This is a genomic window from Candidatus Eisenbacteria bacterium (genome assembly GCA_035577985.1).
Classification (GTDB): Bacteria; Desulfobacterota; Binatia; order DP-6; family DP-6; genus DATJZY01.
The window spans coordinates 1-23,050 of the sequence record DATJZY010000157.1; the positions used below are offsets into that span (position 1 = coordinate 1).

25 protein-coding genes and 1 tRNA gene are annotated in these 23,050 nt (G+C 70.7%); 9 read left to right on the plus strand and 17 right to left on the minus strand.

From position 1 onward, the window contains the following. Together VMS22_22640 and VMS22_22645 are read right to left on the minus strand one after the other, a co-directional pair. On the minus strand, positions 1 to 452 hold a 452-nt coding region (locus VMS22_22640; protein ID HXJ36845.1), incomplete at its 3' end, for a dual specificity protein phosphatase family protein. A gap of 2 nt (positions 453 to 454) precedes the next feature. Beyond that, on the minus strand, positions 455 to 1,006 hold the full coding sequence (locus VMS22_22645) for an AAA family ATPase (GenBank protein HXJ36846.1): 552 nt from the start codon (positions 1,004 to 1,006) through the stop codon (positions 455 to 457). 13 nt (positions 1,007 to 1,019) lie between these two features. On the opposite strand from VMS22_22645, the gene VMS22_22650 reads away from it, so the two are divergent. After that, the gene (locus VMS22_22650) at positions 1,020 to 1,214 is read left to right on the plus strand and encodes a hypothetical protein (protein ID HXJ36847.1); all 195 of its coding nucleotides are present in this window, start codon (positions 1,020 to 1,022) and stop codon (positions 1,212 to 1,214) included. A gap of 50 nt (positions 1,215 to 1,264) precedes the next feature. On the opposite strand, the gene VMS22_22655 is transcribed toward VMS22_22650, so the two are convergent. Together VMS22_22655 and VMS22_22660 are read right to left on the minus strand one after the other, a co-directional pair. Continuing rightward, positions 1,265 to 1,353: transfer RNA gene (locus tag VMS22_22655), tRNA-Ser, on the minus strand. A gap of 22 nt (positions 1,354 to 1,375) precedes the next feature. Beyond that, positions 1,376 to 2,362: a thioredoxin domain-containing protein gene (locus VMS22_22660; protein HXJ36848.1), complete on the minus strand. Its 987-nt coding sequence runs from the start codon at positions 2,360 to 2,362 to the stop codon at positions 1,376 to 1,378. Positions 2,363 to 2,477: 115 nt separating this feature from the next. On the opposite strand from VMS22_22660, the gene VMS22_22665 reads away from it, so the two are divergent. Continuing rightward, on the plus strand, positions 2,478 to 2,840 hold the full coding sequence (locus tag VMS22_22665; protein ID HXJ36849.1) for a hypothetical protein: 363 nt from the start codon (positions 2,478 to 2,480) through the stop codon (positions 2,838 to 2,840). 6 nt (positions 2,841 to 2,846) lie between these two features. Here the strand turns inward: VMS22_22665 and serS are convergent, their stop codons facing one another. Then, positions 2,847 to 4,133 carry a serine--tRNA ligase gene (gene serS, locus VMS22_22670; GenBank protein HXJ36850.1) on the minus strand — a complete coding sequence of 429 codons (1,287 nt, stop codon included), beginning with the start codon at positions 4,131 to 4,133 and terminating at the stop codon, positions 2,847 to 2,849. A 3-nt stretch (positions 4,134 to 4,136) separates the two neighbouring features. Then, complete coding sequence (locus VMS22_22675) at positions 4,137 to 4,502, minus strand: YraN family protein (GenBank protein HXJ36851.1); 366 nt, start codon at positions 4,500 to 4,502, stop codon at positions 4,137 to 4,139. 79 nt (positions 4,503 to 4,581) lie between these two features. Here VMS22_22675 and gatC point away from each other — a divergent pair, with 79 nt between their 5' ends. Genes gatC through VMS22_22695 form a run of 4 tightly spaced genes read left to right on the plus strand, consistent with a single transcriptional unit; the run spans position 4,582 to position 8,253 of the window. Then, on the plus strand, positions 4,582 to 4,869 hold the full coding sequence (gene gatC, locus VMS22_22680) for an Asp-tRNA(Asn)/Glu-tRNA(Gln) amidotransferase subunit GatC (GenBank protein ID HXJ36852.1): 288 nt from the start codon (positions 4,582 to 4,584) through the stop codon (positions 4,867 to 4,869). Further along, the gene (gatA, locus tag VMS22_22685) at positions 4,866 to 6,332 is read left to right on the plus strand and encodes an Asp-tRNA(Asn)/Glu-tRNA(Gln) amidotransferase subunit GatA (GenBank protein ID HXJ36853.1); all 1,467 of its coding nucleotides are present in this window, start codon (positions 4,866 to 4,868) and stop codon (positions 6,330 to 6,332) included. The genes gatC and gatA overlap by 4 nt, the downstream gene beginning before the upstream one ends. Before the next feature lie 8 nt (positions 6,333 to 6,340). Next, positions 6,341 to 7,783, plus strand: coding sequence for an Asp-tRNA(Asn)/Glu-tRNA(Gln) amidotransferase subunit GatB (gene gatB, locus VMS22_22690; protein HXJ36854.1), 1,443 nt, complete (start codon positions 6,341 to 6,343; stop codon positions 7,781 to 7,783). 14 nt (positions 7,784 to 7,797) lie between these two features. Further along, a complete protein-coding gene (locus tag VMS22_22695) occupies positions 7,798 to 8,253 on the plus strand; it encodes a universal stress protein (protein ID HXJ36855.1) in 456 nt (151 codons plus the stop codon). A 35-nt stretch (positions 8,254 to 8,288) separates the two neighbouring features. Here VMS22_22695 and VMS22_22700 read toward each other — a convergent pair whose 3' ends face one another. Then, the gene (locus VMS22_22700) at positions 8,289 to 8,984 is read right to left on the minus strand and encodes a VIT1/CCC1 transporter family protein (GenBank protein ID HXJ36856.1); all 696 of its coding nucleotides are present in this window, start codon (positions 8,982 to 8,984) and stop codon (positions 8,289 to 8,291) included. A 50-nt stretch (positions 8,985 to 9,034) separates the two neighbouring features. Beyond that, positions 9,035 to 10,633, minus strand: coding sequence for an AAA family ATPase (locus VMS22_22705; protein ID HXJ36857.1), 1,599 nt, complete (start codon positions 10,631 to 10,633; stop codon positions 9,035 to 9,037). A gap of 174 nt (positions 10,634 to 10,807) precedes the next feature. On the opposite strand from VMS22_22705, the gene VMS22_22710 reads away from it, so the two are divergent. Then, a complete protein-coding gene (locus VMS22_22710; protein ID HXJ36858.1) occupies positions 10,808 to 11,884 on the plus strand; it encodes a ferritin-like domain-containing protein in 1,077 nt (358 codons plus the stop codon). A 14-nt stretch (positions 11,885 to 11,898) separates the two neighbouring features. Then, complete coding sequence (locus VMS22_22715; protein ID HXJ36859.1) at positions 11,899 to 12,366, plus strand: hypothetical protein; 468 nt, start codon at positions 11,899 to 11,901, stop codon at positions 12,364 to 12,366. Here VMS22_22715 and VMS22_22720 read toward each other — a convergent pair. The 7 genes from VMS22_22720 to VMS22_22750 are packed head-to-tail and all read right to left on the minus strand — an operon-like array spanning position 12,300 to position 18,276. Beyond that, on the minus strand, positions 12,300 to 14,429 hold the full coding sequence (locus tag VMS22_22720) for a cation-translocating P-type ATPase (GenBank protein ID HXJ36860.1): 2,130 nt from the start codon (positions 14,427 to 14,429) through the stop codon (positions 12,300 to 12,302). The genes VMS22_22715 and VMS22_22720 overlap by 67 nt on opposite strands. Positions 14,430 to 14,433: 4 nt before the next feature. Next, entirely contained in the window at positions 14,434 to 14,625 is a 192-nt protein-coding gene (locus VMS22_22725) for a hypothetical protein (protein ID HXJ36861.1), read from the minus strand. Further along, positions 14,618 to 14,917 (minus strand): hypothetical protein, encoded by a 300-nt coding sequence (locus tag VMS22_22730; GenBank protein HXJ36862.1) that lies wholly within the window; start codon positions 14,915 to 14,917, stop codon positions 14,618 to 14,620. Before VMS22_22730 ends, VMS22_22725 begins: the two co-directional genes overlap by 8 nt. Further along, positions 14,914 to 15,528 carry a cbb3-type cytochrome c oxidase subunit II gene (locus tag VMS22_22735; protein ID HXJ36863.1) on the minus strand — a complete coding sequence of 205 codons (615 nt, stop codon included), beginning with the start codon at positions 15,526 to 15,528 and terminating at the stop codon, positions 14,914 to 14,916. Before VMS22_22735 ends, VMS22_22730 begins: the two co-directional genes overlap by 4 nt. Further along, positions 15,528 to 16,910 carry a cbb3-type cytochrome c oxidase subunit I gene (locus VMS22_22740; protein ID HXJ36864.1) on the minus strand — a complete coding sequence of 461 codons (1,383 nt, stop codon included), beginning with the start codon at positions 16,908 to 16,910 and terminating at the stop codon, positions 15,528 to 15,530. The genes VMS22_22735 and VMS22_22740 overlap by 1 nt, the downstream gene beginning before the upstream one ends. Beyond that, the gene (locus VMS22_22745; protein HXJ36865.1) at positions 16,907 to 17,665 is read right to left on the minus strand and encodes a cytochrome c; all 759 of its coding nucleotides are present in this window, start codon (positions 17,663 to 17,665) and stop codon (positions 16,907 to 16,909) included. Before VMS22_22745 ends, VMS22_22740 begins: the two co-directional genes overlap by 4 nt. Beyond that, complete coding sequence (locus VMS22_22750; GenBank protein HXJ36866.1) at positions 17,662 to 18,276, minus strand: hypothetical protein; 615 nt, start codon at positions 18,274 to 18,276, stop codon at positions 17,662 to 17,664. The genes VMS22_22745 and VMS22_22750 overlap by 4 nt, the downstream gene beginning before the upstream one ends. Positions 18,277 to 18,449: 173 nt before the next feature. On the opposite strand from VMS22_22750, the gene VMS22_22755 reads away from it, so the two are divergent. Then, positions 18,450 to 18,746 carry a hypothetical protein gene (locus tag VMS22_22755; protein ID HXJ36867.1) on the plus strand — a complete coding sequence of 99 codons (297 nt, stop codon included), beginning with the start codon at positions 18,450 to 18,452 and terminating at the stop codon, positions 18,744 to 18,746. Positions 18,747 to 18,761: 15 nt separating this feature from the next. On the opposite strand, the gene VMS22_22760 is transcribed toward VMS22_22755, so the two are convergent. After that, positions 18,762 to 19,448, minus strand: coding sequence for a sulfite exporter TauE/SafE family protein (locus VMS22_22760; protein HXJ36868.1), 687 nt, complete (start codon positions 19,446 to 19,448; stop codon positions 18,762 to 18,764). A gap of 62 nt (positions 19,449 to 19,510) precedes the next feature. Continuing rightward, the gene (locus VMS22_22765) at positions 19,511 to 23,038 is read right to left on the minus strand and encodes a hypothetical protein (protein HXJ36869.1); all 3,528 of its coding nucleotides are present in this window, start codon (positions 23,036 to 23,038) and stop codon (positions 19,511 to 19,513) included. Positions 23,039 to 23,050: the final 12 nt, after the last annotated feature.

A 23,050-nucleotide genomic window follows, 5' to 3' on the forward strand; every position in this document is an offset into this window, starting at 1 on the left:
TTCACGAACTCGTTGGCCGCTGCCAGCGGCAGGTCGTGGTGGACGTGCACGTAGGCGATCGCCGCCGTCGGCGCGCGATTGAGGCCACCGTTGCAGTGCAGATACACGACCGCGCCCGCCTCGACGTGACAGTGCACGTGCCCGACGATGGTGGACAGCCGGTCTGCCAGGAACTCGGCGTCGCCGTCGGGGACGGGCAGGTGGTCGAAGGCGATGCCCGTCGCGGCGTACGCTGCGCGCAGGTCGGCGAGCCGCAGGCGCTTGGAGGCGAGGTCGGCGTCGTCCTGGAGGTTCACGACGGCGGTGATACCGTGCGCGTCGCGCAGCCACGGGACGTCGACGACGTTCGGATACTCGCCGACGTAGAGCTGCGGCAGGATCCGGTCGAACCGCGGTGTGCTCGGCCGGACGGCACCGCCGCCGACCCCGTACCAATTGTTGTCGTCGCGCACGCTCAGTCCGCGGGCTCGGAGACCGACTTGGCCGATCGGAGCTTGCTCGGTGGCAGGGGCGAGTAGACGAACGTGAGCTCGTCGGCCGCGACGTCGATTTCGACCTTGCCGCCATCCTTGAGCTTGCCGAAGAGCATCTCGTCCGCCAGTACGCGCTTCACCTTGTCCTGGATGAGCCGCGCCATTGGCCGAGCCCCGAAGGTCGCATCGTAGCCCCGCTCGGCGAGCCACCGGCGCGCCGCCGGCGTCAGCTCGGTCTGCACGCGTCGCTGGGCGAGCTGACCCTCGAGGTCCGTCATGAACTTGTCGACCACGCGCTCGACCGCCTCCGCCCCGAGAGCCGCGGAGAGAACCACCGCTTCGAGACGGTTGCGGAATTCGGGGCTGAACAGCCGCTCGATCACCTTCTGACCCTTCTCGGCGTTCGACACGTTGCCGAATCCGATCGCGGCGGCGGCCATCTCCTGCGCGCCGGCGTTGGTCGTCATGATGAGGATCACGTGGCGGAAGTCGGCCTTGCGGCCCTGCGCATCGGTGAGCGTCGCGTGGTCCATCACCTGCAGCAGGATGTTTCGCGCGACCGACCTGCGCCCCAGGAAGTTCTACGCGACCCGCCAGCTGGTAGCGACCTACTGCGGTACTTCGGTCGAGATGATCGAGCAGCACTATGGGAAGCGGCTCTCCGACGACATGGGTCGGTGGCTCGAGCACGTCACGGCAAAACCGGTCCCGGACGGTGCCGTTGCAGCACAAAACCCGTGACCTTTGCCGTGACCTTTTCTCACGCCGCGCTAAGGCACTGATCCTACAAGCGGAGGGGGGGAGATTCGAACTCCCGAGGGCCTTGCGGCCCTGGCGGTTTTCAAGACCGCTGCCTTAAACCGGGCTCGGCCACCCCTCCCGATGCCCGAACGCGGCGGGCGTCAGGACTTGCCGCCGCCGTGTGAGAGCTCGTCGTCGATGATGTCCTTGAAGGCTTCGATCGGCTGCGCGCCGGAGATCATGCGCCCGTTGATGAAGAACGCGGGCGTGCCGTTCACGCCGACCGTGCCGCCGTCGGCGATGTCCTGCTCGATCGCCTTCTGGTCGTTCTTCGCAACGCACGCGTCGAACTTCGTCATGTCGAGGCCGCTGTCCTTGGCGGCCTGCTTGATGGTGTCCGGGGAGAGCTGGATCTTGAACAGCTTGTTGTTCATGTCCCAGTACTTCCCCTGCTCGTTCGCGCACGCCGCCGCGATCGCCGCCGGCCGCGCGCTCTTGTGGAACGGCAGCGGGTAGTCGCGGAACACGTAGCGGATCTTGCCGTCGTACGCCTTCAGCACCTGCTCGACCGTCTCCTCCGCGCGCCGGCAGAACGGGCACTCGTAGTCGGAGAACACGATCATCGTGATCGGCGCGTCCTTCGGGCCCTTCTCGGGGCGCCCGGCCGTCGCCACCTCGACCACCGGCGCGCGCAGCGCGACCGTGGTCTTGTACTTCGCCTTCAGCTCGTTCACGTACTGCTGCTTGCGCGCCTCCGCCTTCTGGCCCTTCAGGAACTCGACGATGCGCGGCTTCACCTGCTCGAGCGTCTGCCCGCCGAGCTGCGCCTTGTTGGCGTCGTACACCTGCTGGATCTCCGCGTCGCTCGGCTCGCCGACCTTGGCGTCGACCTCGGCCTTCAGGAGCGCGTCGGGCGTGGTGCCCTTCGCCTTCGCCTCCTGCGTGAACAACTCCTGCGCGATCAGCTCGTCGAGCCCTTCCTTCAGGGCCTCGTAGCGCTCGTTGTCGATCTCGATGAGCTTCGCCTTGACCGTCTTGTCGAGCGTGCTGCGCGTGATCTGCGTGCCCCCGACGGTGGCGACGACGTCGTCGGCGCGGGACACACCCGCGAGCGCGACGGCGATGATGGCGGCGACGATGAATCGCATGGATCCCCCTTGGGTTGGTTCGGCGAGGCTACGGGCGGTTCGGAGCGGGGTCAATCTATTCCGTGATCGCGCGATTTTGCAATTCGCCGGATCGCGTGCTAGCCGCGGCCCCCACATGCAGCGCGCACGCTTCGTGGCCGCCGCCGCATTCGGCATCGCTCTCGCCGGCTGCAGCACCGGCATTCCCGACCTGAACGAGAAGCCCACGAAGTACTACCAGGAGACGGTCACCCTGAAGGGTCGCATCTCGCGCATGCAGCAGCTCCAGGGCGAAGTCTTGATGGAGCTCGCCGACGCGCACGAGCATCGCGTGCTCGTCCGCGCGCCCGCGCCGGTCGACGTCCAGGTCGACGACTGGGTGAAGGTGAAGGGGATCTTCGTCCCGGAGGCCCGGGTCGGCGATCGCATCGTCTACGACCTCCTTCAGGCCGAGGACGTGAGCCACACCACCGCCCCCTGGTTCCGGAACCTCTTCTAGCGCGCGCTACCTGGGATCGCCCGCGGCGATGACGTCGACGCCGCCCATGTACGGCCGGAGCACCGCCGGCACGACGACGCTCCCGTCCACGCGCTGATACGTCTCCACGACGGCGATCATGATGCGCGGCAGCGCCAGGCCCGAGCCGTTGAGCGTGTGCACCAGCTCAGGTTTCGCCTTCGGCGCGGGCCGGTAGCGGATGCTCGCGCGCCGGGCCTGGAAGTCGCGGAAGTTCGAGCACGAGCTCACCTCGAGCCACTCGCCGCAGCCCGGCGCCCACACCTCGACGTCGAACTTCATCGCCGCCGCGAACGCGAGGTCGCCCGTGCACATGCGGACCACGCGGTGCTGGAGCCCCAGCCGCCGGCACACGTCCTCCGCGTCGCCGACGAGCGAGCGCAGCTCGTCGTCGGACGTTTCCGGGCGCACGAACTTCACCATCTCCACCTTGTCGAACTGGTGGCCGCGCTTGATGCCGCGCACGTCGCGCCCGGCCGACATCTTCTCGCGGCGGAAGCACGGGCTGTAGGCGACGTGCCGGATCGGCAGCGCGGCGCCGTCGATCACCTCGTCGCGGTAGAGGTTCGTGACCGGCACCTCGGCCGTCGGCACCCACCACAGGTCCTCTTCGACGTCGCGATACACGGTGTCGGCGAACTTCGGCAGGTTGCCGGTGCCGACGAGGCACTCGCCCTTCACCATCGCCGGCGGATACACCTCGGTGTAGCCGTGCTCGCGCACGTGGAGGTCGAGCATCCACGTGATGAGCGCACGCTGGAGCCGCGCTCCCGCTCCGCGCAGGATGTAGAAGCGCGAGCCGGAGATCTTGACGCCGCGCTCGAAGTCGAGGATCCCGAGCCGTGGCCCGAGATCCCAGTGCGGGATCGGCGTGAAGTCGAACGCCGGCGCCTCGCCCTCGGTGCGCACGACCTCGTTCGCCGACTCGTCGGGACCGACGGGGACGTCGGGATGCGGCAGGTTCGGGATCTCGAGCATGAGCGAGAGGAACGCGTCTTCTGCCGCCGCCACCACCTTCTCGGCCTCCGGGATCCGGTCGCCCAAGGCCCGCGTCTCCGTGATCGCGCGCTCGCGCTCGGCGGGGTCCTTCATGTCGCGGATGCGGTTCGACGCCTTCGTCCGCTCCGCGCGCAGCGTCTCGACGGCCTGGATGGCCTCGCGCCGCACGCGATCGGCCTCCAGCACCGTGTCGATCTGCTCGGGCGGCACGCCCACCTTCGCCAGCTCGGCCTTCACCCGATCGGGCTCGGCGCGGATCAGTCGGATGTCGAGCATTCCCTACCCTAGCACGTCGAATGCGGCGCGCACGTGCTCGACGGCGGGCGGCTCCCGGTCGAAGCGGACGCCGACCACGTCGAAGCGAGCGCTCCGCTCGCTCCAGCCGTGCGCCGCGAGGAAGTAGCGCGCGACACGAGCCACCCGCCCCTGCTTGCGCCCGTCCACGGATTCGAGCGGCGTTCCGAGCCGGTCTCCGCTCCGGCTGCGCACCTCGACGAACACGATCGTCTCGCCGTCGAGCGCGACCAGATCGATCTCGCCCGCCCGACAGCGGAAGTTCCGCGCCACGACGCGATAGCCGAGCGCACGCACGAAGGTGTCCGCCACCTCCTCGCCGCGCCTCCCGAGCTCCCGCCGCGCATCCACCGCGCGCGAGGCTAGGCGTGCCGGCGACGTATCGCAACGTCGCGTTGCGGGGGTGGGGACCATGCGGTAGGAACCGCTCGTGGCGATCACGCGCGACGAGGTCCGCAAGGTGGCCGCGCTCGCGCGCCTGCGGCTGGAGCCCGCCGAAGAGGAGCGCCTCACGGCCGACCTCGACCACATCCTCGACGCCTTCGCGAAGCTGCGCGCCCTCGACACGACGGGCGTTGCGCCGGCGCGTGCCCTGGCCGAGCCGGCCACGCCGCTGCGCGACGACGAGATCGTGAATCCGCCCGCCGACGACGCGCTCCTCGCGAACGCGCCGGCTCGTGAAGGCCGCCACTTCCGCGTCCCCAAGATCATCGAATGAGCGCGCTGCACGACCTCTCGCTGCGCGACGCGGCCATGCGGGTCCGGCGTCGCGAGGTGTCCGCCGTGGAGCTCACGCGCGCGATCCTCGAGCGTATCGCCGCGACCGAGCCGCAGGTCGGCGCCTATCTCACCGTCTGCGGCGACGAAGCGCTCGCCGCCGCCGCTGCGATCGATCGCCGGCTCGCCGCCGGCGAGGACGTCGGGCGCCTGGCGGGAGTTCCCGTCGCGCTCAAGGACATCATCTGCACCGCCGGCGTGCGGACCACCGCGGGGTCGCGCATCCTCGAGCGCTTCGTGCCGCCGTACGACGCGACGGTCACCGCGCGCCTGCGCGAGGCGGGCGCGGTCATCGTCGGCAAGCTCAACTGCGACGAGTTCGCGATGGGCTCGTCGACCGAGAACTCGGGCCTGGGGACGACCCGCAATCCGTGGGACGGCACGCGCGTTCCGGGCGGGTCCTCGGGCGGCTCGGCCGCCGCGGTCGCGGCGCGCTCGTGCTTCGGCGCCCTCGGAACCGACACCGGCGGGTCGATCCGGCTCCCGGCCGCGTACTGCAGCGTCGTGGGCCTGAAGCCGACCTACGGGCGCGTGTCGCGCTACGGGGTCATGGCCTACGCGTCGTCGCTGGACCAGGTGGGACCGCTCGCCCGCGACGTCGCCGACACGGCCGTCCTCTTCGATGCGATCGCCGGCCACGACCCGAGGGACTCGACGTCCTCGCCGCGGCCGTCTCGTGCGCTCGCTGGCTCGCTCGAGGGCGGTGTCCGCGGCCTCCGTCTCGGCATGCCGCGCGAGTACTTCGTCGAGGGCATGCAGCCGGACGTCGAGCGCGCGGTGCGCGAAGCGGTGCGCGTCCTCGAGGGGGCGGGGGCGTCGGTCGAGTCGGTGTCGCTGCCGCACAGCGAGTACGCGATCGCCACCTACTACCTCGTCGCCACCGCCGAGGCGTCGTCGAACCTCGCGCGCTACGACGGCGTGCGCTACGGCCTGCGCGTCGCGAACCCCGGATCCAGCGTCGGCGAGATGTACGCCGAGACGCGCGCAGCGGGGTTCGGCGCCGAGGTGAAGCGCCGGATCATGCTCGGCACCTACGCGCTCTCCGCGGGCTACTACGACGCCTACTACCTGAAGGCGCTCCAGGTGCGGACGCTCATCGCGCAGGACTTCACCAAGGCCCTCGCCGGCTGCGACGCCCTGGTCGCGCCGATCGCGCCCACCACCGCGTTCCGGCTGGGCGAGAAGACCGCCGACCCGCTCACGATGTACCTCTCGGACATCTTCACCATCTCGGTGAACCTGGCCGGGCTTCCGGGCATGTCCATCCCGTGTGGGTTCGACGGCGACGGTCTCCCCGTCGGCCTCCAGCTCATCGGCAAGCCCTTCGACGAGGCGACGCTCCTGCGCGTCGCCGCCGCCTACGAGGGCTCGACCGACTGGCATCAGCGAGGGCCGCGCCTGTGAGCGGCGGAATGGAATCCGTCATCGGGCTCGAGGTGCACGCAGAGCTCCTCACGCGCTCGAAGATCTTCTGCGGGTGCTCGGCGGGCTTCGGTGCGCCGCCCAACACGAACGTCTGCCCGGTCTGCCTCGGGATGCCCGGCGTGCTCCCGGTCCTCAACCGCCGCGTGGTCGAGTTCGCGATCCGCGCCGGCCTCGCCACCGGCTGCGCCGTCGCGCCGAGCTCGATCTTCGCGCGGAAGAACTACTTCTACCCCGACATCCCGAAGGGCTATCAGATCAGCCAGTACGAGCTGCCGATCTGCGCCGGCGGCCACATCGACGTCGTGACGGAGGCCGGAACGAAGCGCGTGGGACTGACGCGCATCCACATGGAGGAGGACACGGGCAAGAACGTCCACGACGCGCACGTGGCCGACAGCCTGGTCGACTTCAACCGCTCGGGCGTCCCCCTGCTCGAGATCGTGAGCGAGCCGGACCTGCGCACGCCGGGCGAAGCGGGGGCATACCTCCGCACGCTGCGCTCGATCCTGCAGTATCTCGAGGTCTGCGACGGCAACATGGAGGAAGGGAGCTTCCGCTGCGACGCCAACGTCTCGGTGCGGCCGCGCGGCCAGAAAGAGCTCGGCACCAAGGTCGAGATCAAGAACATGAACTCCTTCCGCGCCGTCGAGCGGGCGCTCGTCTACGAGATCGCGCGCCAGGAGCAGGCGATCGCCGACGGCGAGCGCATCGTTCAGGAGACGCGCCTGTGGGACGCCGATCGCGAGGAGACGCGATCCATGCGTTCCAAGGAGAGCGCGCACGACTATCGCTACTTTCCCGATCCCGACCTGCTCCCGCTCGCCGTCGAGCCGGCGTGGATCGCCGAGATCCGGCGCACCATGCCCGAGCTGCCCGCGGAGCGTCGCGCTCGCCTCGAGCGCGAGCACGGGCTCTCGGCCTACGACGCCGACGTGCTCACACAGCGCAAGGACGTTGCCGACTACTTCGAGGCGGGGGTCCGCGCCGGCGCACCCGCCAAGGACATGGCCAACTGGACCATGACCGAGATCCTCCGCATGGTGCGCGACGAGAAGCTCGACGAGGCGCTCGTGATCCGGACCTGGCCGATCGGCCCGACGCAGCTCGCGAAGCTGATCCGGCTGGTCACGACCGGCGTCGTGAACCGCAACACGGCCAAGGGCCTGCTTCCGAAGCTCCGCGGAACGGAGCTCGATCCCCAGGAGCTGGTGCGTCGCGAGGGCCTCGCGCAAGTGAGTGACCGCGCAGCGCTCGAGGCCGCGGTGCGCGACGTCATCGCGCGCTGCCCCGATCAAGTGGCCCAGATTCGCGCCGGCAAGGAGAAGGTCATGGGCTTTCTCGTCGGCCAGGTGATGAAAGCGACCGGCGGCAAGGCGAATGCGCAGATGGTGCAGGACCTCCTGCGCGCGGCGCTCGCCCAATCGTCCTGACGGAGGATCGACCAATGCGCAAAGGCTTCCGGCGCGTTCTAGTGCCGCACGACTTCTCGACCCACGCCGACCGTGCGCTCCGCACGGCGCTCGGGCTGGCCGCCCGCCAGGGCGCGCGCTTGACCGTGCTGCACGTGACCCAGCCGATCGGCCTGGTGCAGGGGTTCCCTCCGACGGTGATCTTCCAGCGCCCGACGCAGGCGATGCTGGCCAACCTCACGGCGCAGCTCGCCCGGCGCGTCAAGCGCGTCGCCGGACGGACACGCGGAGGGGCGCCCGCCGTCCGGGTCGCGGTCGGCGATCCGCATCGCGAGATCGTCGCCGCCGCGCGCCGCGCCGACTTGATCGTCATGGGCACGCAGGGCCTGACCGGCCTTCCGCACCTCCTCATCGGCAGCGTCGCCGAGAAGGTCGTCCGTCATTCGCCCGTGCCGGTCATGACGGTTCCCCGCCCCGGCAAGCGTGGCTAGGAAGCCGACCCAAGACGGAGTCTTGGGTCGGTCGCCTAGCTGATCCAGCGCGCGATCGCGAAGGCGGCCGCGGCGGCGAGGCCGCCGGTCGTGAGCGTCTGCAGCCCTCCGCGCAGCGGGGCCATGCCCGTGAAGCGGCTCTTCACGACGCCGAACAGGAAGAGCGCGACGAGCGTCACCCCGACCGACACCGGAAGCGCCGTCGCGACGCGCGGGAAGAGGATGTACGGGAGCAGCGGGATCAGGCCGCCCGCGACGTACGCCGCGGCGATCGTGAAGGCGCTGCGCCGCGCGCGTGTTGGATCGGGCTGATCGAGCCCGAGCTCGAAGCGCATCATGAAGTCGACCCAGCGGCGGCGGTCGGCCGTGATGACGTCGAGGACCGGCCGGATCTGCTTGTCGGTGAGGCCGTAGCGGCGAAAGACGCCCGCGACCTCCTCGACCTCGACCCGGGGCACCTCCTCCGTCTCGCGCTCCTCGCGCGCCAGCTCGGCCTGGTAGTGCTCGGCGTCGGTCTTCGCCGCCTGATACCCGCCGAGACCCATGGCGATGGCGCCGGCCGCGATCTCCGCGAGGCCCGCCGTCACGATGACCGCGGTCGAGTCGACGGCGCCCGAGAGCCCGGCCGCGAGCGCGAACGGGACCGTCAGCCCGTCCGCCATCCCGATGACGACGTCGCGAACGGTGGCCGTGGCAGTGAAGTGCCGCTCGTGGTGCGGTGTGGCCGGCATCGCCCGCCCAAGGATCGCAAGTTTTGCGCCGGCGCGCGACCCGCGGGCCGTCAGGCCCGGCGCGCAACCGGACGGCCCTGGCGCCACGCCCACAGCCGTCCGAGGAGGTCCGCCCGCACCGCCCCGATGCCCGCCGTCGTGTCGACGGTGAGGGCGGGCTCGGCTGCGCCCAGCGCGTCATGGTGGTCGCGCTGCAGGACGTACACGTCCCAGCGCGCGTCCGACACGGATCCGGCCTCGCGGGCATCGAGTCGCCTCCGCACCACGGCTTCGTCGGCGATCGCTTCGACGAAGATCCACCGCCGGCCGAAGCCGCGCACGCTGCGGGCCAGGCGATCCCGCTCGGCGCGGCTCGTGAACGTGGCGTCGACGATGACGCTCTCGTTGCGCGCGAGCCGCCGTTCCACCTCGCGCCGGATGCCGGCGTACACGGCGCTCCGCGCCGCCACGTCGTACGCCGGTGCCGTCCCGGCCGGCGCTTCCGTCTTGCGCAGCACGTCCGAGCTGACGACGCCGAAGCCGGTCGCGTCGGCGAGGGCGTTCGCAACCGTCGACTTGCCGGTCCCCGAGAGCCCCGTGCACGCGACCACGACCGGGTCACCGCTTCGCCAGGCGAAGCGACCGGCCAGCGTGAACCCCTGCCAGGCGCGTACGGTCGCGTCGGCGCGTGCATGCGCTTCCATCTCGGCCTCGTCGGCTGCCAGGCCTTCGACCTTCCCCCGGACCGTCGCCCGGTGACACGCGTAGTACGGCAGGAGGGCCGGCACGAGCGGGTCGCCGGCCTCCTCGGCGTAGGCCGCGACGAAGAGGTCGGCCAGGTCCCGCCTCCCGAGCTGCTCGAGCTCCATCGCCAGGAAGGCGACGTCGGCCGCCACGTCGATCGCACGGAACGCCGGCGAGAACTCGATGCAGTCGACCACGTAGATGCCGGGCGCGACGGGCGGCACGCCGGGCACGTCGATCCGTGCGTCGAGCACGTACACGTGGTCGGCGCGCAGGTCGCCATGGCCGTCACGGACGTGCCCGAGCTGCGGGCGAGCGCCGAGCACGGCCTCGTGCCGCGCCACGAACGTGCGCCCGAAGTCGGCGAGGATCTCGAAGTCCTCCGCGGCGAGGTGACGGCCGACGAACGGCCGCACCCCGTCGAGGTTCGTCGCCCAGCCCGACGCCAGCTCGTCCGGGCGTCCCGCTTCGACGATCGGGGCACTGGCGTGGAAACGCGCGATCCGCCCCGCGAGGTCGCGCATGATCTCCGGCGACGCCGCGCCCGCACGCACGAGCGCGGCCAGCGTCCGCTCGGCCGGCAAGCGGACCATGTGGACGAGCCAGTCGAGCGCCGGCCCCTCGCCGCCGACGCGCAGCGCACCGCCGGCACGAACGACCGGCGCAACGTCCACGTAGACCCCGGGCGCCAAGCGGCGGTTGAGGCGCACCTCCTCCCGGCAGAAGTGCTCGCGGGCGGCCGGCGTCCCGAAGTCGAGGAACGGGAAGACGACCGCCTTCTTCAGCTTGTAGACGTGCGAACCGGCGAGGAACACGTGGGAGATGTGGGTCTGCACGTGCACCACGTCGGCGACGGGGTGGGGATATGCTCCGGGATCTCGTAGCGCGGCGACGATCGCCGCCTGATCCTCGTGGCTCGTGGGCACCGCGCCCATGGAATGCAGGCGACGGGCCGTCGCGTCGAGCCCCGTTCCACGGCGTCTTTCCCACCCGTGCGACCGACCGGTCGGTCGGTTCGGACGGCTGGGAAATCCCGTACGCGGCCCGCGGGCTCCCGTGTGGCACACCGCCTGCTGGTCGGCCCCAGGAGGGCTCCCTCGATGACGATCCCTGTCAGCCAAACGCTGGAGCGCGTGCTCGATCACCTCTCCGAGATGCGCAACGGGAAGTTCGACCTGCGCTGGATGCACGCCAACCCTGACGGCTGGGGCACGCGCGCCAAGCCGTCGGCCTTGGGACTCACGCTCGACGACATCAACGTCGGCAAGTATGGCGAGATCCCCGTCCGCGGCGGCACGCACGGCAGCATGGCGCCGCGGGGCTGCGAGGTGCCGCCCGAGACCCCGAGCCTCGGCACCTACGACGTCGACGATCGCGGCACGGTGTGGGCCGACAACTGCGGCGAGCTCTACGAGGAGGCCGTCGCGCGCCAGTGGAGCTCGGCGCGCGACATCCCCTGGGACCGCCTGCAGGAGCTGCCCGAGGACATCGAGCGGGCCGTCTGCCAGCTCTGCACGGGCCTGACGGAGGTCGAGTTCATCGCCGGCGACCTGCCGGCCAAGTGGCTGTGGCGCATCAACCACGACTTCCACGAGGTGAAGCTCTTCCTGGCGAGCCAGGTGTTCGACGAGGCGCGCCACATGGACGTCTTCCGCAAGCGCGCCCTCGCGAACGGCGGCGGCCTATTGCAGGCGTCGCCCGGCTCCGAGTCCGTGCTCCGCATCATCCTGGACGCGCCCAACTACACCGTCGCCAGCTCCCTCATGCACATCCTCGCCGAGGGCTTCGTGCTGACGCTCTTCCGCCACGGCGAGTTCCTCGCCCCGACCGAGGTCGAGAAGAAGATCTTCCGCCTCTGCATGCAGGACGAGGCCCGCCACGTCGGCTACGGCACGATGCACCTCAAGCGCTTCCTGCAGGAGCACCCGGAGCGCGCCGAGGAGGTGCACCGGATCCTCGACGTCGGCGAGGAAGCGATGCTCGCCCTCTCGCTCGAGCCCCAGGGCATCGAGCCCCGGCTCATCCTGGCCGGCGGCGGCGTCGACCGGATGCAGGAGGGCATGATGCGCACCGCCTTCCTCTTCCAGAAGCAGGTGAGGGAGTACCTGCACCGCCTGCACGTCGCGGGCCTCGAACGCGGAGATCGCTGCAAGCTGCCGCTCGAGCTGCCGCAGTAACCGGGAGGACGACGATGACCGCGGTACACTTCCCCTCCGTCGCGTGGTTCCAGCAGCTCGCCGACGCCATGGCGGCGGCGCCCGATCGCTACCGGCGTCTCGGGCCGCTCGACATGACGCTGGTCCCGCGCATCCTCTTCCCCGACGGCCACGAGGAGCTCTACGTGCTCCCGTTCCGCGGCTACACCTGCGGCCCGATCTCGCAGGCGGAACGCCCCGAGCAAGTGCGCGCGCACCACCCGGTCCTGATCGAGGGCGAGTGGGCGGCCTGGCGCGAGATGGTCGAGAGCATCCTCGCGCACGGGCGCGCGGATCTCACGCACACGCTCAACTACCTGACGCTTCCCGACTGGCCGCTCCGCATCGTGCCGATCGACGAGGCGCAGGGACAGCTCGACGCCGATCGGTTCTATCGCTACCAGGAGAGCCTCCAGGCGTTCTTCGACGAAGCCGCAGCCGTCGACACGCAGCTCGCGGCCTGAGACGCCACGATCGGCCGGTCCGGCGCCCGCAGCCGGCGAGCGTTCGCCACCACGGCGACGCTGCTGGCCAGCATGGAGAGCGCCGCGACCAATGGATTCAGGCGACCGGCGGCGGCCAGGCCGACCGCGATCGCGTTGTAGCCGAAGGCCCACACGAGGTTCTGGCGCCCCACGCGCACGACCCGCCGCGCGTGCTCGATGACCCAGGGCACCTGCTGCACGCCGCCGCGCACGACGACCACGTCTGCCGTGACGCGCGTGAGATCGGGCGCGTCGCCGACGGCGAAGCCGACGTCGGCCGCCGCCAGCGCCGGCGCGTCGTTGAAGCCGTCGCCGGCCATCCCGACCGGGGCGCTCGCCCGGGCCGCCTTCACCTGTGCGACCTTCTCCTCGGGCCGGAGTCCCGTCGCACACTCCCCTGGCGCGAACACCCCTTCGAGCGCCGCCGCTTGCACGTCACCGGACAGAAGCCCGACGCGGAGGCCGAAACGGCGGAGCTCCGCGATCGCCTCGATCGCGCCGGGAGCAAGCGCCTCCTGCAGCCACACGACGCCGGTGATCCGCCCCGCACGGGTGACGACCACCGGCGTGCCGTCGCGATGCGGAAGGTCCGCGCCGGCCGCCTTCCCGTCGACCCACGATGGGCTGCCCGCGGCCACCGCCTCGCCGTCGACCACGCCGCGGACCCCTCGCCCGGGAACGACCTCCAATCCGGCGACGTCGGGCCGGCGGAGTGCGCGCGCCTCCGCGGCTGCGGTGATGCCGCGCGCCACGGGATGAGCGAGACCCGTCTCGAGAGCCGCTGCCAGCGCGAGCACGTCGTCGGAATGGCTCCCGTCCGACGCGTCGACGTGCGCCACACGCGGCAGGCCCGTGGTCAGCGTTCCGGTCTTGTCGACGAAGACCCGCTGCAGCGAGGCGATGCGCTCCAGGACCGAGGCGCTGCGGACGATGACGCCGCGGCGCGCCGCGGTCGTGAGGCCGGTCCAGATCGCGACCGGCGTGGCGAGGCCGAGCCCGCATGGACAGGCCACCACGAGCACCGAGAGCGCGACCAGGAGCCCGCGGTCGGGCCCGGCCGCGCGCGTCCAGGCGATCCCAGCCAATGCCGCGACCGCCAGCACGACCGGAACGAGAACCGCCGAGACGCGATCGGCGAGCCGCTCGGCGCGCGTGCGTTCGCGCAGCGCCGCATCGACGAGGGTCGCGATGCGGGCGGTCGCGCTGGCGCCGGCCGGCGCGGTCACGCGCACGCGGAAGGTCCCGTCGACCGAGCACGTGCCTCCCTCCACCGCGTCCGCAGGCTGCTTGGTGACCGGCGCCGCCTCGCCGGTGAGCGCCGACTCGTCGACGCCGCCGACGCCGGACAGGACCACGCCGTCGGCCGGAAAGGCATCCCCGGGCGTAACCCGTACGACGTCTCCCAGGCGGAGCGCCTCCGGCGCGACCGTCTCGGTGCCGTCCGCCAGCTCCCGACGCGCTCGGGTCGGCCCGCCGGCGAGCGTGGCCCGTACCAGCGCACCGGCGTCGGCCCGCGCGCGTGCGTCGAGGTAGCGGCCGAGCGTGACCAGCACGAGGAGCATCGCCGCCGTGTCGTAGTAGACGGCCGGGCGCCCGGCGATCGTGTTCACGACCGACAGGGTGTATGCCGCGATCGTTCCCAGGACGACGAGCGCATCGGCGCTGGCCACGCCGCGCCACGCCGCGCGGGTCGCCGCCACGAGCACCGGGCCTCCCAGCAGCACGAGGACGGGCGCCGCGAAGACCATCGCGAGCCAGCGCAGGAGCACGAAGAGCGGCCCGTCGGTCGGCATGCCCCCGCCCCCGTAGACGGCCGGCACGTAGGTCGGCAGCGTCACCATCATCACGTTCATGGCGAAGAAGATCGCGACGCCGAGCCGCACCAAGACCGCGGCCGCGCGACCGTCGTCGCCCCGTGCTCGCGTCACCTGGTGGGCGAGCACGCAACCGAAGCAGCAATAGCTCCCCGGCGCGCCGTCGATCGTCGCGGTGAGCGGGCGGCGCCCGAGCGGCAGCCCGCAATGGGCGCACGCCCCGGTCACGCGCTCACTCGATCAAGTTGACGACCAGATAGACGGCCCCACCGATGAGGAAGACGATCCACACGATGGCCATCCACCAGGGCGCCGGATTCGCCTCGTACGTGTGATGCCGGTGGTCGAGCTCGGTGTCGGGCCGCGACGCGATCGCCGGGCTGGCGCCGGGCGGCGCGAGAATGGGATCGAGCTGCTCAGCCATGACGCCCACCCGCGAGCTCGCCGCCGCGCTCGATCTCGCGGTCGAGCTCGAGCATGCGGAGCTTCGGTGCCTCGATGTCGCGGAAGCGGCCGGTCGTGACCGCCCACAGGAGGAGCAGGAGCAGCGGGAGCATGCCCATGAGATACGTCGTCACGGCCACCGCCCCGAAGCCGGCGACCTCGTCGCCCGCCATCGTCATGGCGAACTCGAACATCTTCGCGACGAAGGCGCCACCCGCGATGACCATCACGCCGATGGCGAGCGCGAACACGATGATCGAGCGCGTCCTCATGAGTCGCCTCCGATGCGCTGGTTCTCGGGAATCCAGCTCCCGAGCCACTGCAGGTACGCGACCAGGGCCAGCGCGCGTCTGGTCGGACGCCTGTCGGCGGTGAAGAACCACGGATACGACGGCATGACCGAGTACGGGGCAACCGTGCGCGGGTCGTAGAGGTGCGCCATCTGCCAGTCGTTCGAATGCCGGCCGGACTCGCGGATGAGGTCAGGGCCGACCCGCCGCGTGCCGAATAGGTGCGGCAGGTTCATGAGGTTCTGGTACTCCTCGGGCGTCGACACCGGCCCGAAGCGCAGGTCCTCGTTCGAGGCCGGCCGGACGAACTGCGAGTGACAGTGCCAGCAGGCCTCGCTGATGTAGATCGCCTTCCCTTCCTCCACCGCCGTCGCGAGACTCCCCGACGTGGGCGTGCCGAACGCGGCCTGGAACTCGGCCGGGTAGTCCTCGGCGAGCTGCGTGAACTCCGGCGGCACGTTGCGGGTGACCTCCTCGACGCTCTTGATCGGCACCTTGCGCAGCGTCAGCACCGGCATCGCGCCCTGCAGGAAGAAGCCGAGCAGGAACGTGATCACCCCGGCGATGAGGAAGCTCGCGCCGAATCGTTCCATCAGGCCGCCACCTCGACCGCGTGCGGCGCGGTCGCCGGCTCGCGCGCCGTCGCCCACAGCGCGTAGAAGAAGAAGCCCTGTCCGGCCACGATGAGGAGGCCGGCGAACGTCCGCACCCACCAGAACGGCATGGACGCGACGACCGACTCGCCCCAGTGGCTGAGCGATCCCCAGCTGAAGCCCTGCACGAGCCCGGCGGCGGTGAGGTCGACGACCATCAGCGTCAACCCGACGAGCGTGAACCAGTAGTGCAGCGTGAGGAGCTGCGGGCTCACCCATGGCCGCCCGACGGCGCGCGGCCAGAGCTCCACGAAGAAGCCCATGATCCAGAAGCCGAATACCCCGAACATCACCATGTGCGCATGTCCGACGACCCAGTCGGTGAAGTGGATCACCTTCTGGAAGGTGAGCGTCACCTGGAAGGCGCACTGGAAGCACGTGATCCCGTACATGATCATGCCGGTGTAGAACCACCGGATCGCGAGGTTGCCCCGGATCGCGTCGGCACGGCCGTGCAGCGTGCCGGCGAAGTTGACGAGCACCGTCACGACCACGATCTCGACCGCGATGGTCGCGACCACCGCGCCGTACTGCGCGTACATCGGGATCGGCGAGAGCAGGAAGTGATGCACGCCCTGCATGGGATAGAAGAAGGCGATGCCCCAGAAGCCGATCAGCGAGAGCGCATGGCTCCAGATGGGCTTTCGGAGCAGCAGGGGCACGAAGTAGTACATGAGGCCCCACCCGATCGGCGTCACGAAGAGGCCGACGAGATCGTGGATGAAGAGCCCCGTGATCGCCGCGCCGGCCGTCCCGGGCACCCAGAACTGCGGCAGGTAGTTCCCCATGAAGTACACGAGGCCGGTCCAGGCGAAGGCGGCGAGGAAGTACCAGAGGCTCACGTACAGCCCCGGCTCGGTCGACTGGAAGATCGGCACCGACATGTTGACGACGAGCAGCACCAGACCGACCAGCACGAGCGGATCGACGAAGATCGGTGTCTCGCCCCACTCGATCGCCTGCCCGTAGCCGAGCAGCTCGCCGCCGATCGTGAGCACCATGATGAGCTGCCACGCGCCGAAGATGAGCCATCCGAGGCGGTCGGACAGGATCGGCCGGCGCGTGAGGCGCGGGATCGCGTAGAGCAGGCCCGCGATGAACGCGTTGGCGATGAAGCCGTAGGCCGCCATGTTCGTGTGGACGAGGCGCACGCGCCCCGGCGACAGCCACTCGATGCCGGCGAACGGATAGAGGTTGTTGAACTGGAACGCGTAGGCGAGCCCGCCCAGCAGGCTCACCGCGAAGAACGCGGCGCTCGCCGTCAGGTGCGCGCGCACGAGGCCGAGGTTCACGAGGCGGCGCCCCTCGACGGTGGCGATCATGGCTGCTCCTTTCGCAACGAGAGGACGTAAGAGACGAGGTGCCACGCGTCGCCGTCGTGGATGCTCTCGCCGTCGGGCTGCGCGAAGATGTCCTCGAACGACGGCATGGCGGTGCCGTTGATGCCGGTCATGAACGTCCGGTACACGTCTTCGGGGTGGCCGCCGCTCTTGAGGCGGCCCTTCGTGAAGTTGAACGGCTTCTGCGGGTTGCCCCAGACGTCGACCTCGAGGGTCTTGGCCGACGGGCCGTCGCCCTGCCCGCTCGCGCCATGGCACGTCGAGCACTCGAGCAGCGTATAGACCTCCTTGCCGCGCGCGACCGACTCCGGCGAGCCGACGAAGGCGGGGCGCGCCGGAATCGGGACGACGGCCCCGGCGCCGCGCTCGTTCCACTGCGGGTAGAACGTCTTCACGTATGCGACGACCGCGCGGCGCTCGCGCTCCGGAAGCAGCGACCACTCCGGCATCGACGTCCGGTAGACGCCGCGCGTGACCACGCGCATGAGGTCGTCGTCGGTGGGCAGCGTGCCCGCCGCCGTCGACCGGAACTTGAAGATGCCCTTCGTGAAGTCGCGAGGCTTGGTGAGGAGCATGTCCGACGCGGCGCCGTGCCCGTCGCCCCGGTCGCCATGACATCCGACGCAGTAGCGGGTGTAGACGCGCTCCCCCTCGACGACGAGCACGTCCTCGGCGCGCGCCGAGCCCGCGAGCACGAGCGCGAGCAGCCCCACGGTCACCCGGGTGCGCGCGCTCATGCCTCCCCCGCCGCCGATCGATACGGCACGAAGCGTCCCAGGGGCTGCAGGAGGCCGAGCGTCACGCCGTAGATCACGTGCGTGAGCGCCGCCACCCAGACCGGCATCAGCTCCAGCACGTAGCCGTGTCCGACCAGCCGCGGCTGCAGCCACACGAGGATCCCGTAGAAGTTGACCACCCACATGAGGAGGCCGTAGGCGGCGCCGAGCCCGACCTGCAGCAGCGGGCGATCGGGCACGTAGCGGTTCACGAGCACGTTGAACACGGCGCCTCCCGCGGCTCCGATCGAGAAGTGCACGACGGCGACCAGCATGAAGAAGTTGAGATCGTCGGTGGTGAGCGCGCGCTGCCCGAGGAACACCGTGCCGTACACGCGCAGGAACATCAGCGGGTCCTGGTTCACGATGAGCGAGCCCACGATGTGGAACAGGAAGCTCGTGAGGCTCCCGAGGATGCCGATCAGGAGCCCCGAGACGACGTAGAACGTGAGATAGAAGCCCGATGGTGGCCAGTTGGGCGGCGTCTCCGCGCGCAGCTCGCGTTCGAGCTCGGCGATGGCCTTGCGATGCTCGGCGAGGCGAGCTTCGATCTCCCTGCGTGTCGGCGTCACTCGGGCGGCCACGTCGCAAGCCGCATACCAAACGTTCACGCCAGGAGCTGGAGCCGGAAGCCGCGATCCTTCCCATCGTCGGGAACCGTGGTGGCCGCGTTCTCGCAGCCGCGAACCCGCCTTGCGGCACGGATCTCGCACCGGGCCGTGTGCCCTCCAGACTCTTCGGCCCCTTGCCCACCCGCGGCATCTGGACGGCGGTCGGACTTTCCCGCGGCCAGTTCCTCGCAATCCTCACCCTGTCGGTGGCGTGCTTCGCGTTCATCGGCGGTGCCGTGTGGGTGCATCCGCGCGGCGATCACTTCCTCCGCATCGGGCTCAGCTACGCGGTCATCGTGCCCGCCGTCGCCTTCGCCATGCGGCACGAGCGACCCTTCCCGCTCGGGCGCGCGCTCGTGGCGATCGCGCTCATCGCCCTCATCAAGCTGGTGGTGACGGCGCTGCTGCTGATCGCGCTCGTCATGCGCTGACGCGCCCCCGCGTCCTCAGTGGACGTGCCCGGGCAGCATCGATCCCATCGCCAGGCCGCGCAGCGCCGTCACGATCCCGACCACGATCACGAGCGCGCCCGCGGCGCGTTGCGCGAACCCTCCGCCGCGCGACCCGAACACGCTTCGCGCCGCGGCCGGCATCATCATGGCGGGCACGGTGCCGAGGCCGAACGCCAGCATCGTGAGATAGCCGCGCCCGACCGACCCGGTGCCCGCAGCCATGGCGGCGAAGGCGTAGACCAGGTGGCAGGGCAAGAGCGCGTTGAGCGCCCCGAAGGCGATCGGCGCGAGCGCCGACGGCGCCCGCAGCACGTCGCCCAGCGCTCGGCTGAGACCGCCCTGCAGCCTGGCGGCGAGTCGCTGGCCCCGCGGGGCCGCAACGCCGAGCACCTCGAGCCCGACGATCGCCATGGCGCCGCCGGCGGCGATCGCGAGCAGTCGTTCCGCCACGACGAGCGGTCCCCAGGCGACGATCGTCGCGCCGAGCCCTCCCGCCATGGCGCCGATCGCGCCGAGGGTGACGACCCGCGAGAGGTTGTACACGAGCACGCGCGGCCACGAGCGCCCCGGACCGGCCGATGCGAGGATGCCGACCAGGCCGCCGCACATGCCGAGACAGTGCAGCGACCCCGCGAGGCCCCCGGCGAACGCGAGCGCGTACGGCACGGCGCCCTTCAGCACCCGGCGTGCCGTCGTCCGCCGACGCGCCCGCGCCGTCGATTCTCACCCGCGGGAATCGGAGATCAGGGGACCGCCGGGCAGGTCGCGGGCGCCGGGGCGCGGCGCTCGCCCGAGAACTTGTCGACCCGGTCGTTGTTCGCCGGGTTCCCGCTCGACTTGGCGGGCGAGTTCGCGCACCAGCGGAAGCCCGCCCCCATCGTCAGGCGCACGGCGACGGTGCCCTGCGACGACTCGTCGAGCGTGTAGCCCCATCCGGACTTGCCGCCCCGGATGCGGAGCTGGTTCGCCTTCACGACGACGCGCGTGATCGGATCGGTCGGGTTCGGGCTCTTGTACCGGTATCCCTTCGGCGTGGCCGAGCTGTCGTAGGCGGTCCAGCCGCCCGACGCCAGCGTCACCGACACCTTCTCGCCGCTACCCGACGAGTTGTAGACCTCGAGCACCGCGCCCTCGGGCAGCGTCGGGTCGCCGGCCGAGCCGCGCGCCGGGACGACGATGCGGTTCGCCATCGGGTCGGCCACGGTCGTCGACTTGAACGAGATCTTGCGCCGGTTCGGGTCCGGCGGCGGCGTCGAGCGATCGCGGAGGTTCAGGGCGGTCGACTGGATGAGCACGATCGGCAGCGTCGTGGTCGATCCGCCGGCCGCCGTCGTGGTCGTGGTGGACGTCGTCGTCGACGTGCTGGCCGACCCGGCGGACGTGCTGGAGGTGCTCGACGTGGTCGTCGCCGCCGTCGTACTGGTGGTCGTGGGAACCACCACCGTCGTGGTGGTGGTCGACGACGTGGTCGACGTGGTCGTCGAGCTCGTGGTCACGGTCGACGTCGACGTCGTGGTCGTGCCTCCGGCGCAGGATCCGGTCGGCGGTGACACGCTCGCCGGGTTCGCGGGATCCGTGCCGCAGTCGATCTCGCGCTGGTCGAAGGTGCCGTCGCCGTCGCGGTCGACGCCGATGCGCGCCCCGGAGCCGAGCGGCACGCACGTGTAGGTCAGCTCCTGTCCGGCCGTCGACGCGAGCCCCCGCAGCGCGGTCGTGCCGATGACGGGGTCGGCGTTGCGGTCGGGCTGGAAGTTGCTGCCGCCCACGTACACCCACCCGCGCGCGACGCCGCCGATGCTCCCCTTGACGACGAGGTCGCAGCGCGCGGCCTCGTCACGCGCGACGAGGACGTCGATCCGGGTCGTCAGGTTGGAGTCGTTCAGGTTCGTCGCGTTGACCGTCACCTGCTGGCCGACGGCCGGGGCGATGCCGGTGTCGAACACGTCGATGAAGGCCTCGAGGTTCCGCCGCTTGGTGTTGGCGCTCTGCCCGAACTGGAAGACGCCCGCCTGCAGGAAGTTGAAGACCGTCGCGACGCTGCCGTCGTGGAGGTACCCGAAGCCGCGCACCTGGTCGCCCGCGACCGCGAACATGCCCACCTTCTGGTAGATGTTGCGCAGGTGGGCGATCTTGAACTCCTGCGTCTCGCCCTCGAACGACGACAGGCCGTCGCTCCCCAGGGGATTGCGGTGGCAGAACTCGCACGTGAGGATGCCCGCGTCGACCGGCGTGCCGGTGAAGAACGTCGAGCCCTGCGACTCCGAGGCGGTGTTGTTGTTGAGCGTCTCGTCGAGGTTGCGCAGCGGATTCGGCGGCAGGGCCACCGACAGGATGAAGTTCGTGTAGTCCTGCATGTCCTGCGCCGAGAGCTGCGTGTCGTGCCCGAGGAGGCCCACGAACGCCGGGTTGAACGCCTTGAAGGCGAGGTCCTCGCTCAACGGGTCCTGGCCGGTCGTGCCACCCGTGCGGTCGCCGCGCCAGTGCATCGGCCCGTTCGGGGCCATGCCGCGCAACGTCTGCGTCGTCATCGGGCCCTTCATCGGGTGGAACTCGCAGGTGTCGCACGGGATGCCGACGCCCGGCCCGCCGAGGCTCAGGTCCTCGATCGCGACGGCCGGCGGCTTCACGCGGAACGGGTTGTCGTTCGGCACGATGTTCGGATCGAGCGGGTTCGAGAGGTCCCAGGCCAGGCTGTCGAAGTCGCCGAAGATGTGGCAGCTCGCGCACGCGCTGTCGCCGTGCGCCGAGGTGTGCCGCGCGTCGTAGAGGAAGCGGCGGCCGACCTTGGCGACGGGCGGCGACGGATCGAAGCGCAGCGGCACGACGGCGAGCTCGGCGGCCGTCGCCGGATTGCTCGCGTTCGCCACGATCGAGATGGTGTGGTCGAAGCGGTTCATCACGTAGAGCTGGTTGCGCGCCTCGTCGAGCGCGAGGCCCGACGGCCCGCCACCGACCTCGACCAGGTGCTTGGTCGCGGGCGTGATGTTCCCGGCTTCGAGCTGGGCCGTGTCGAAGATGCCGACCTTCTCCGATCCGAGGCCGGCGACGTAGAGCCGGGCGCCGTTCGACGAGAACGTCATGTCCATCGGGAAGGCGAGGCTCTGCTCGATCTCGACCGGGTCGTTCGGGCAGGTCGGCGGAACGCAGGTGTAGTCGATGTCGGGGTTGAGATGGTGCGGCGTCGGCGTCGTGCCGTTGATCACGGTGATGCGGCTCTCGGCGATGTGGCCCTGCACGCCGCCGCCCGTCGACGGGATGCGCGGCTCGAAGCGCACGTTGTTGCGCGAGTCGAGGTTCGCGACGTAGATCTGGCCGCTCGCGTTCGGGCGCACCGCCATGTTGAAGAGGATCGTGCCGACGCCCACGACGCTGTTCGTGCCGCCGACCGGCACCGGCGGATTCGCGGTCGCGTCGATGATGAAGACGTCGCGGTCGGGCAAGCTGAACGGCACCGCGCTGTTCCAGTTGCTGGTGGGACGCTCGTCGCGCCAGACGCTCGCCGTCGTGTCGAACTTGACGATGAGACCGACGGCCGGCTTCGGCGTCGGATAGGCCGACTCGACCGGGTCCGGCGGCAGGCCCTGGCCGTTCCCGCTCACGGCCGTCTGGTTGATCGCGGTCGTGCGATTGCCCGAGTGGAAGACGGCCGCGTAGACACGCGTCCCGTCCGTGCTCCTGGCGAGCGCCCGCGGCGTGTCGCCGAAGAGCTGGATCGTCGTGAGGGGTGCGCCGCCCATGCCGGCGCCGGGGTTGGTCGCGTCCCACACCTGGACCAGCGCGCGGCTCGTGCCGGCGGTCGTGAGGTTCGCCGCCACCGGGCAGTTCTGGCCTCGCCGCGCGGTCGTGACGAAGGCGCGCCCGTTGCCCGGGCCTGCGAAGACGATGTCCCGCGGCTCGTCGCAGGTGAAGAGGGTCTGAACCACGTGCGACTGCGCCGGCGTCGCGGTGTCGACCTGGACGATGCTGAGGCTGTCGGAGAGGTGGTTCACGACCCACACCTCGGTGTTGGTCCGCGCCGCCACGGCGACGGGCTCGAGGCCGACCGGCACCTCGGCCGCCAGCGTCAGCGAGCCCACGCCGACGTCGTAGATCGCGAGCCGATTGTCCGGAGTGTTGACCGCGAAGAGGCGGCTCCCGTCCGGCGACAGGGCCAGCGGCCGGACGTGGCCGGTCTCGAAGTTCGTGAACGACTGCGCCCGGGCGGCGATCGCCCCGAGGACGAGGCACACGAGCACACCCGAGGCGACGACCGAAGCGCGCACGCTACGCATGCAGATCCCCCT

What these genes read in the sequence shown, in the direction of transcription:
- VMS22_22700 (HXJ36856.1), bottom strand. Translation starts at nt 8,984, where the DNA reads ATGCCGGCCACACCGCACCACGAGCGGCACTTCACTGCCACGGCCACC.
- serS (HXJ36850.1), bottom strand. Translation starts at nt 4,133, where the DNA reads ATGCTCGACATCCGACTGATCCGCGCCGAGCCCGATCGGGTGAAGGCC.
- VMS22_22645 (HXJ36846.1), bottom strand. Translation starts at nt 1,006, where the DNA reads ATGGACCACGCGACGCTCACCGATGCGCAGGGCCGCAAGGCCGACTTC.
- VMS22_22650 (HXJ36847.1), top strand. Translation starts at nt 1,020, where the DNA reads ATGTTTCGCGCGACCGACCTGCGCCCCAGGAAGTTCTACGCGACCCGC.
- VMS22_22660 (HXJ36848.1), bottom strand. Translation starts at nt 2,362, where the DNA reads ATGCGATTCATCGTCGCCGCCATCATCGCCGTCGCGCTCGCGGGTGTG.
- gatB (HXJ36854.1), top strand. Translation starts at nt 6,341, where the DNA reads ATGGAATCCGTCATCGGGCTCGAGGTGCACGCAGAGCTCCTCACGCGC.
- VMS22_22730 (HXJ36862.1), bottom strand. Translation starts at nt 14,917, where the DNA reads ATGAGGACGCGCTCGATCATCGTGTTCGCGCTCGCCATCGGCGTGATG.
- VMS22_22725 (HXJ36861.1), bottom strand. Translation starts at nt 14,625, where the DNA reads ATGGCTGAGCAGCTCGATCCCATTCTCGCGCCGCCCGGCGCCAGCCCG.
- gatA (HXJ36853.1), top strand. Translation starts at nt 4,866, where the DNA reads ATGAGCGCGCTGCACGACCTCTCGCTGCGCGACGCGGCCATGCGGGTC.
- VMS22_22740 (HXJ36864.1), bottom strand. Translation starts at nt 16,910, where the DNA reads ATGATCGCCACCGTCGAGGGGCGCCGCCTCGTGAACCTCGGCCTCGTG.
- VMS22_22665 (HXJ36849.1), top strand. Translation starts at nt 2,478, where the DNA reads ATGCAGCGCGCACGCTTCGTGGCCGCCGCCGCATTCGGCATCGCTCTC.
- VMS22_22695 (HXJ36855.1), top strand. Translation starts at nt 7,798, where the DNA reads ATGCGCAAAGGCTTCCGGCGCGTTCTAGTGCCGCACGACTTCTCGACC.
- VMS22_22765 (HXJ36869.1), bottom strand. Translation starts at nt 23,038, where the DNA reads ATGCGTAGCGTGCGCGCTTCGGTCGTCGCCTCGGGTGTGCTCGTGTGC.
- VMS22_22735 (HXJ36863.1), bottom strand. Translation starts at nt 15,528, where the DNA reads ATGGAACGATTCGGCGCGAGCTTCCTCATCGCCGGGGTGATCACGTTC.
- VMS22_22710 (HXJ36858.1), top strand. Translation starts at nt 10,808, where the DNA reads ATGACGATCCCTGTCAGCCAAACGCTGGAGCGCGTGCTCGATCACCTC.
- VMS22_22715 (HXJ36859.1), top strand. Translation starts at nt 11,899, where the DNA reads ATGACCGCGGTACACTTCCCCTCCGTCGCGTGGTTCCAGCAGCTCGCC.
- VMS22_22745 (HXJ36865.1), bottom strand. Translation starts at nt 17,665, where the DNA reads ATGAGCGCGCGCACCCGGGTGACCGTGGGGCTGCTCGCGCTCGTGCTC.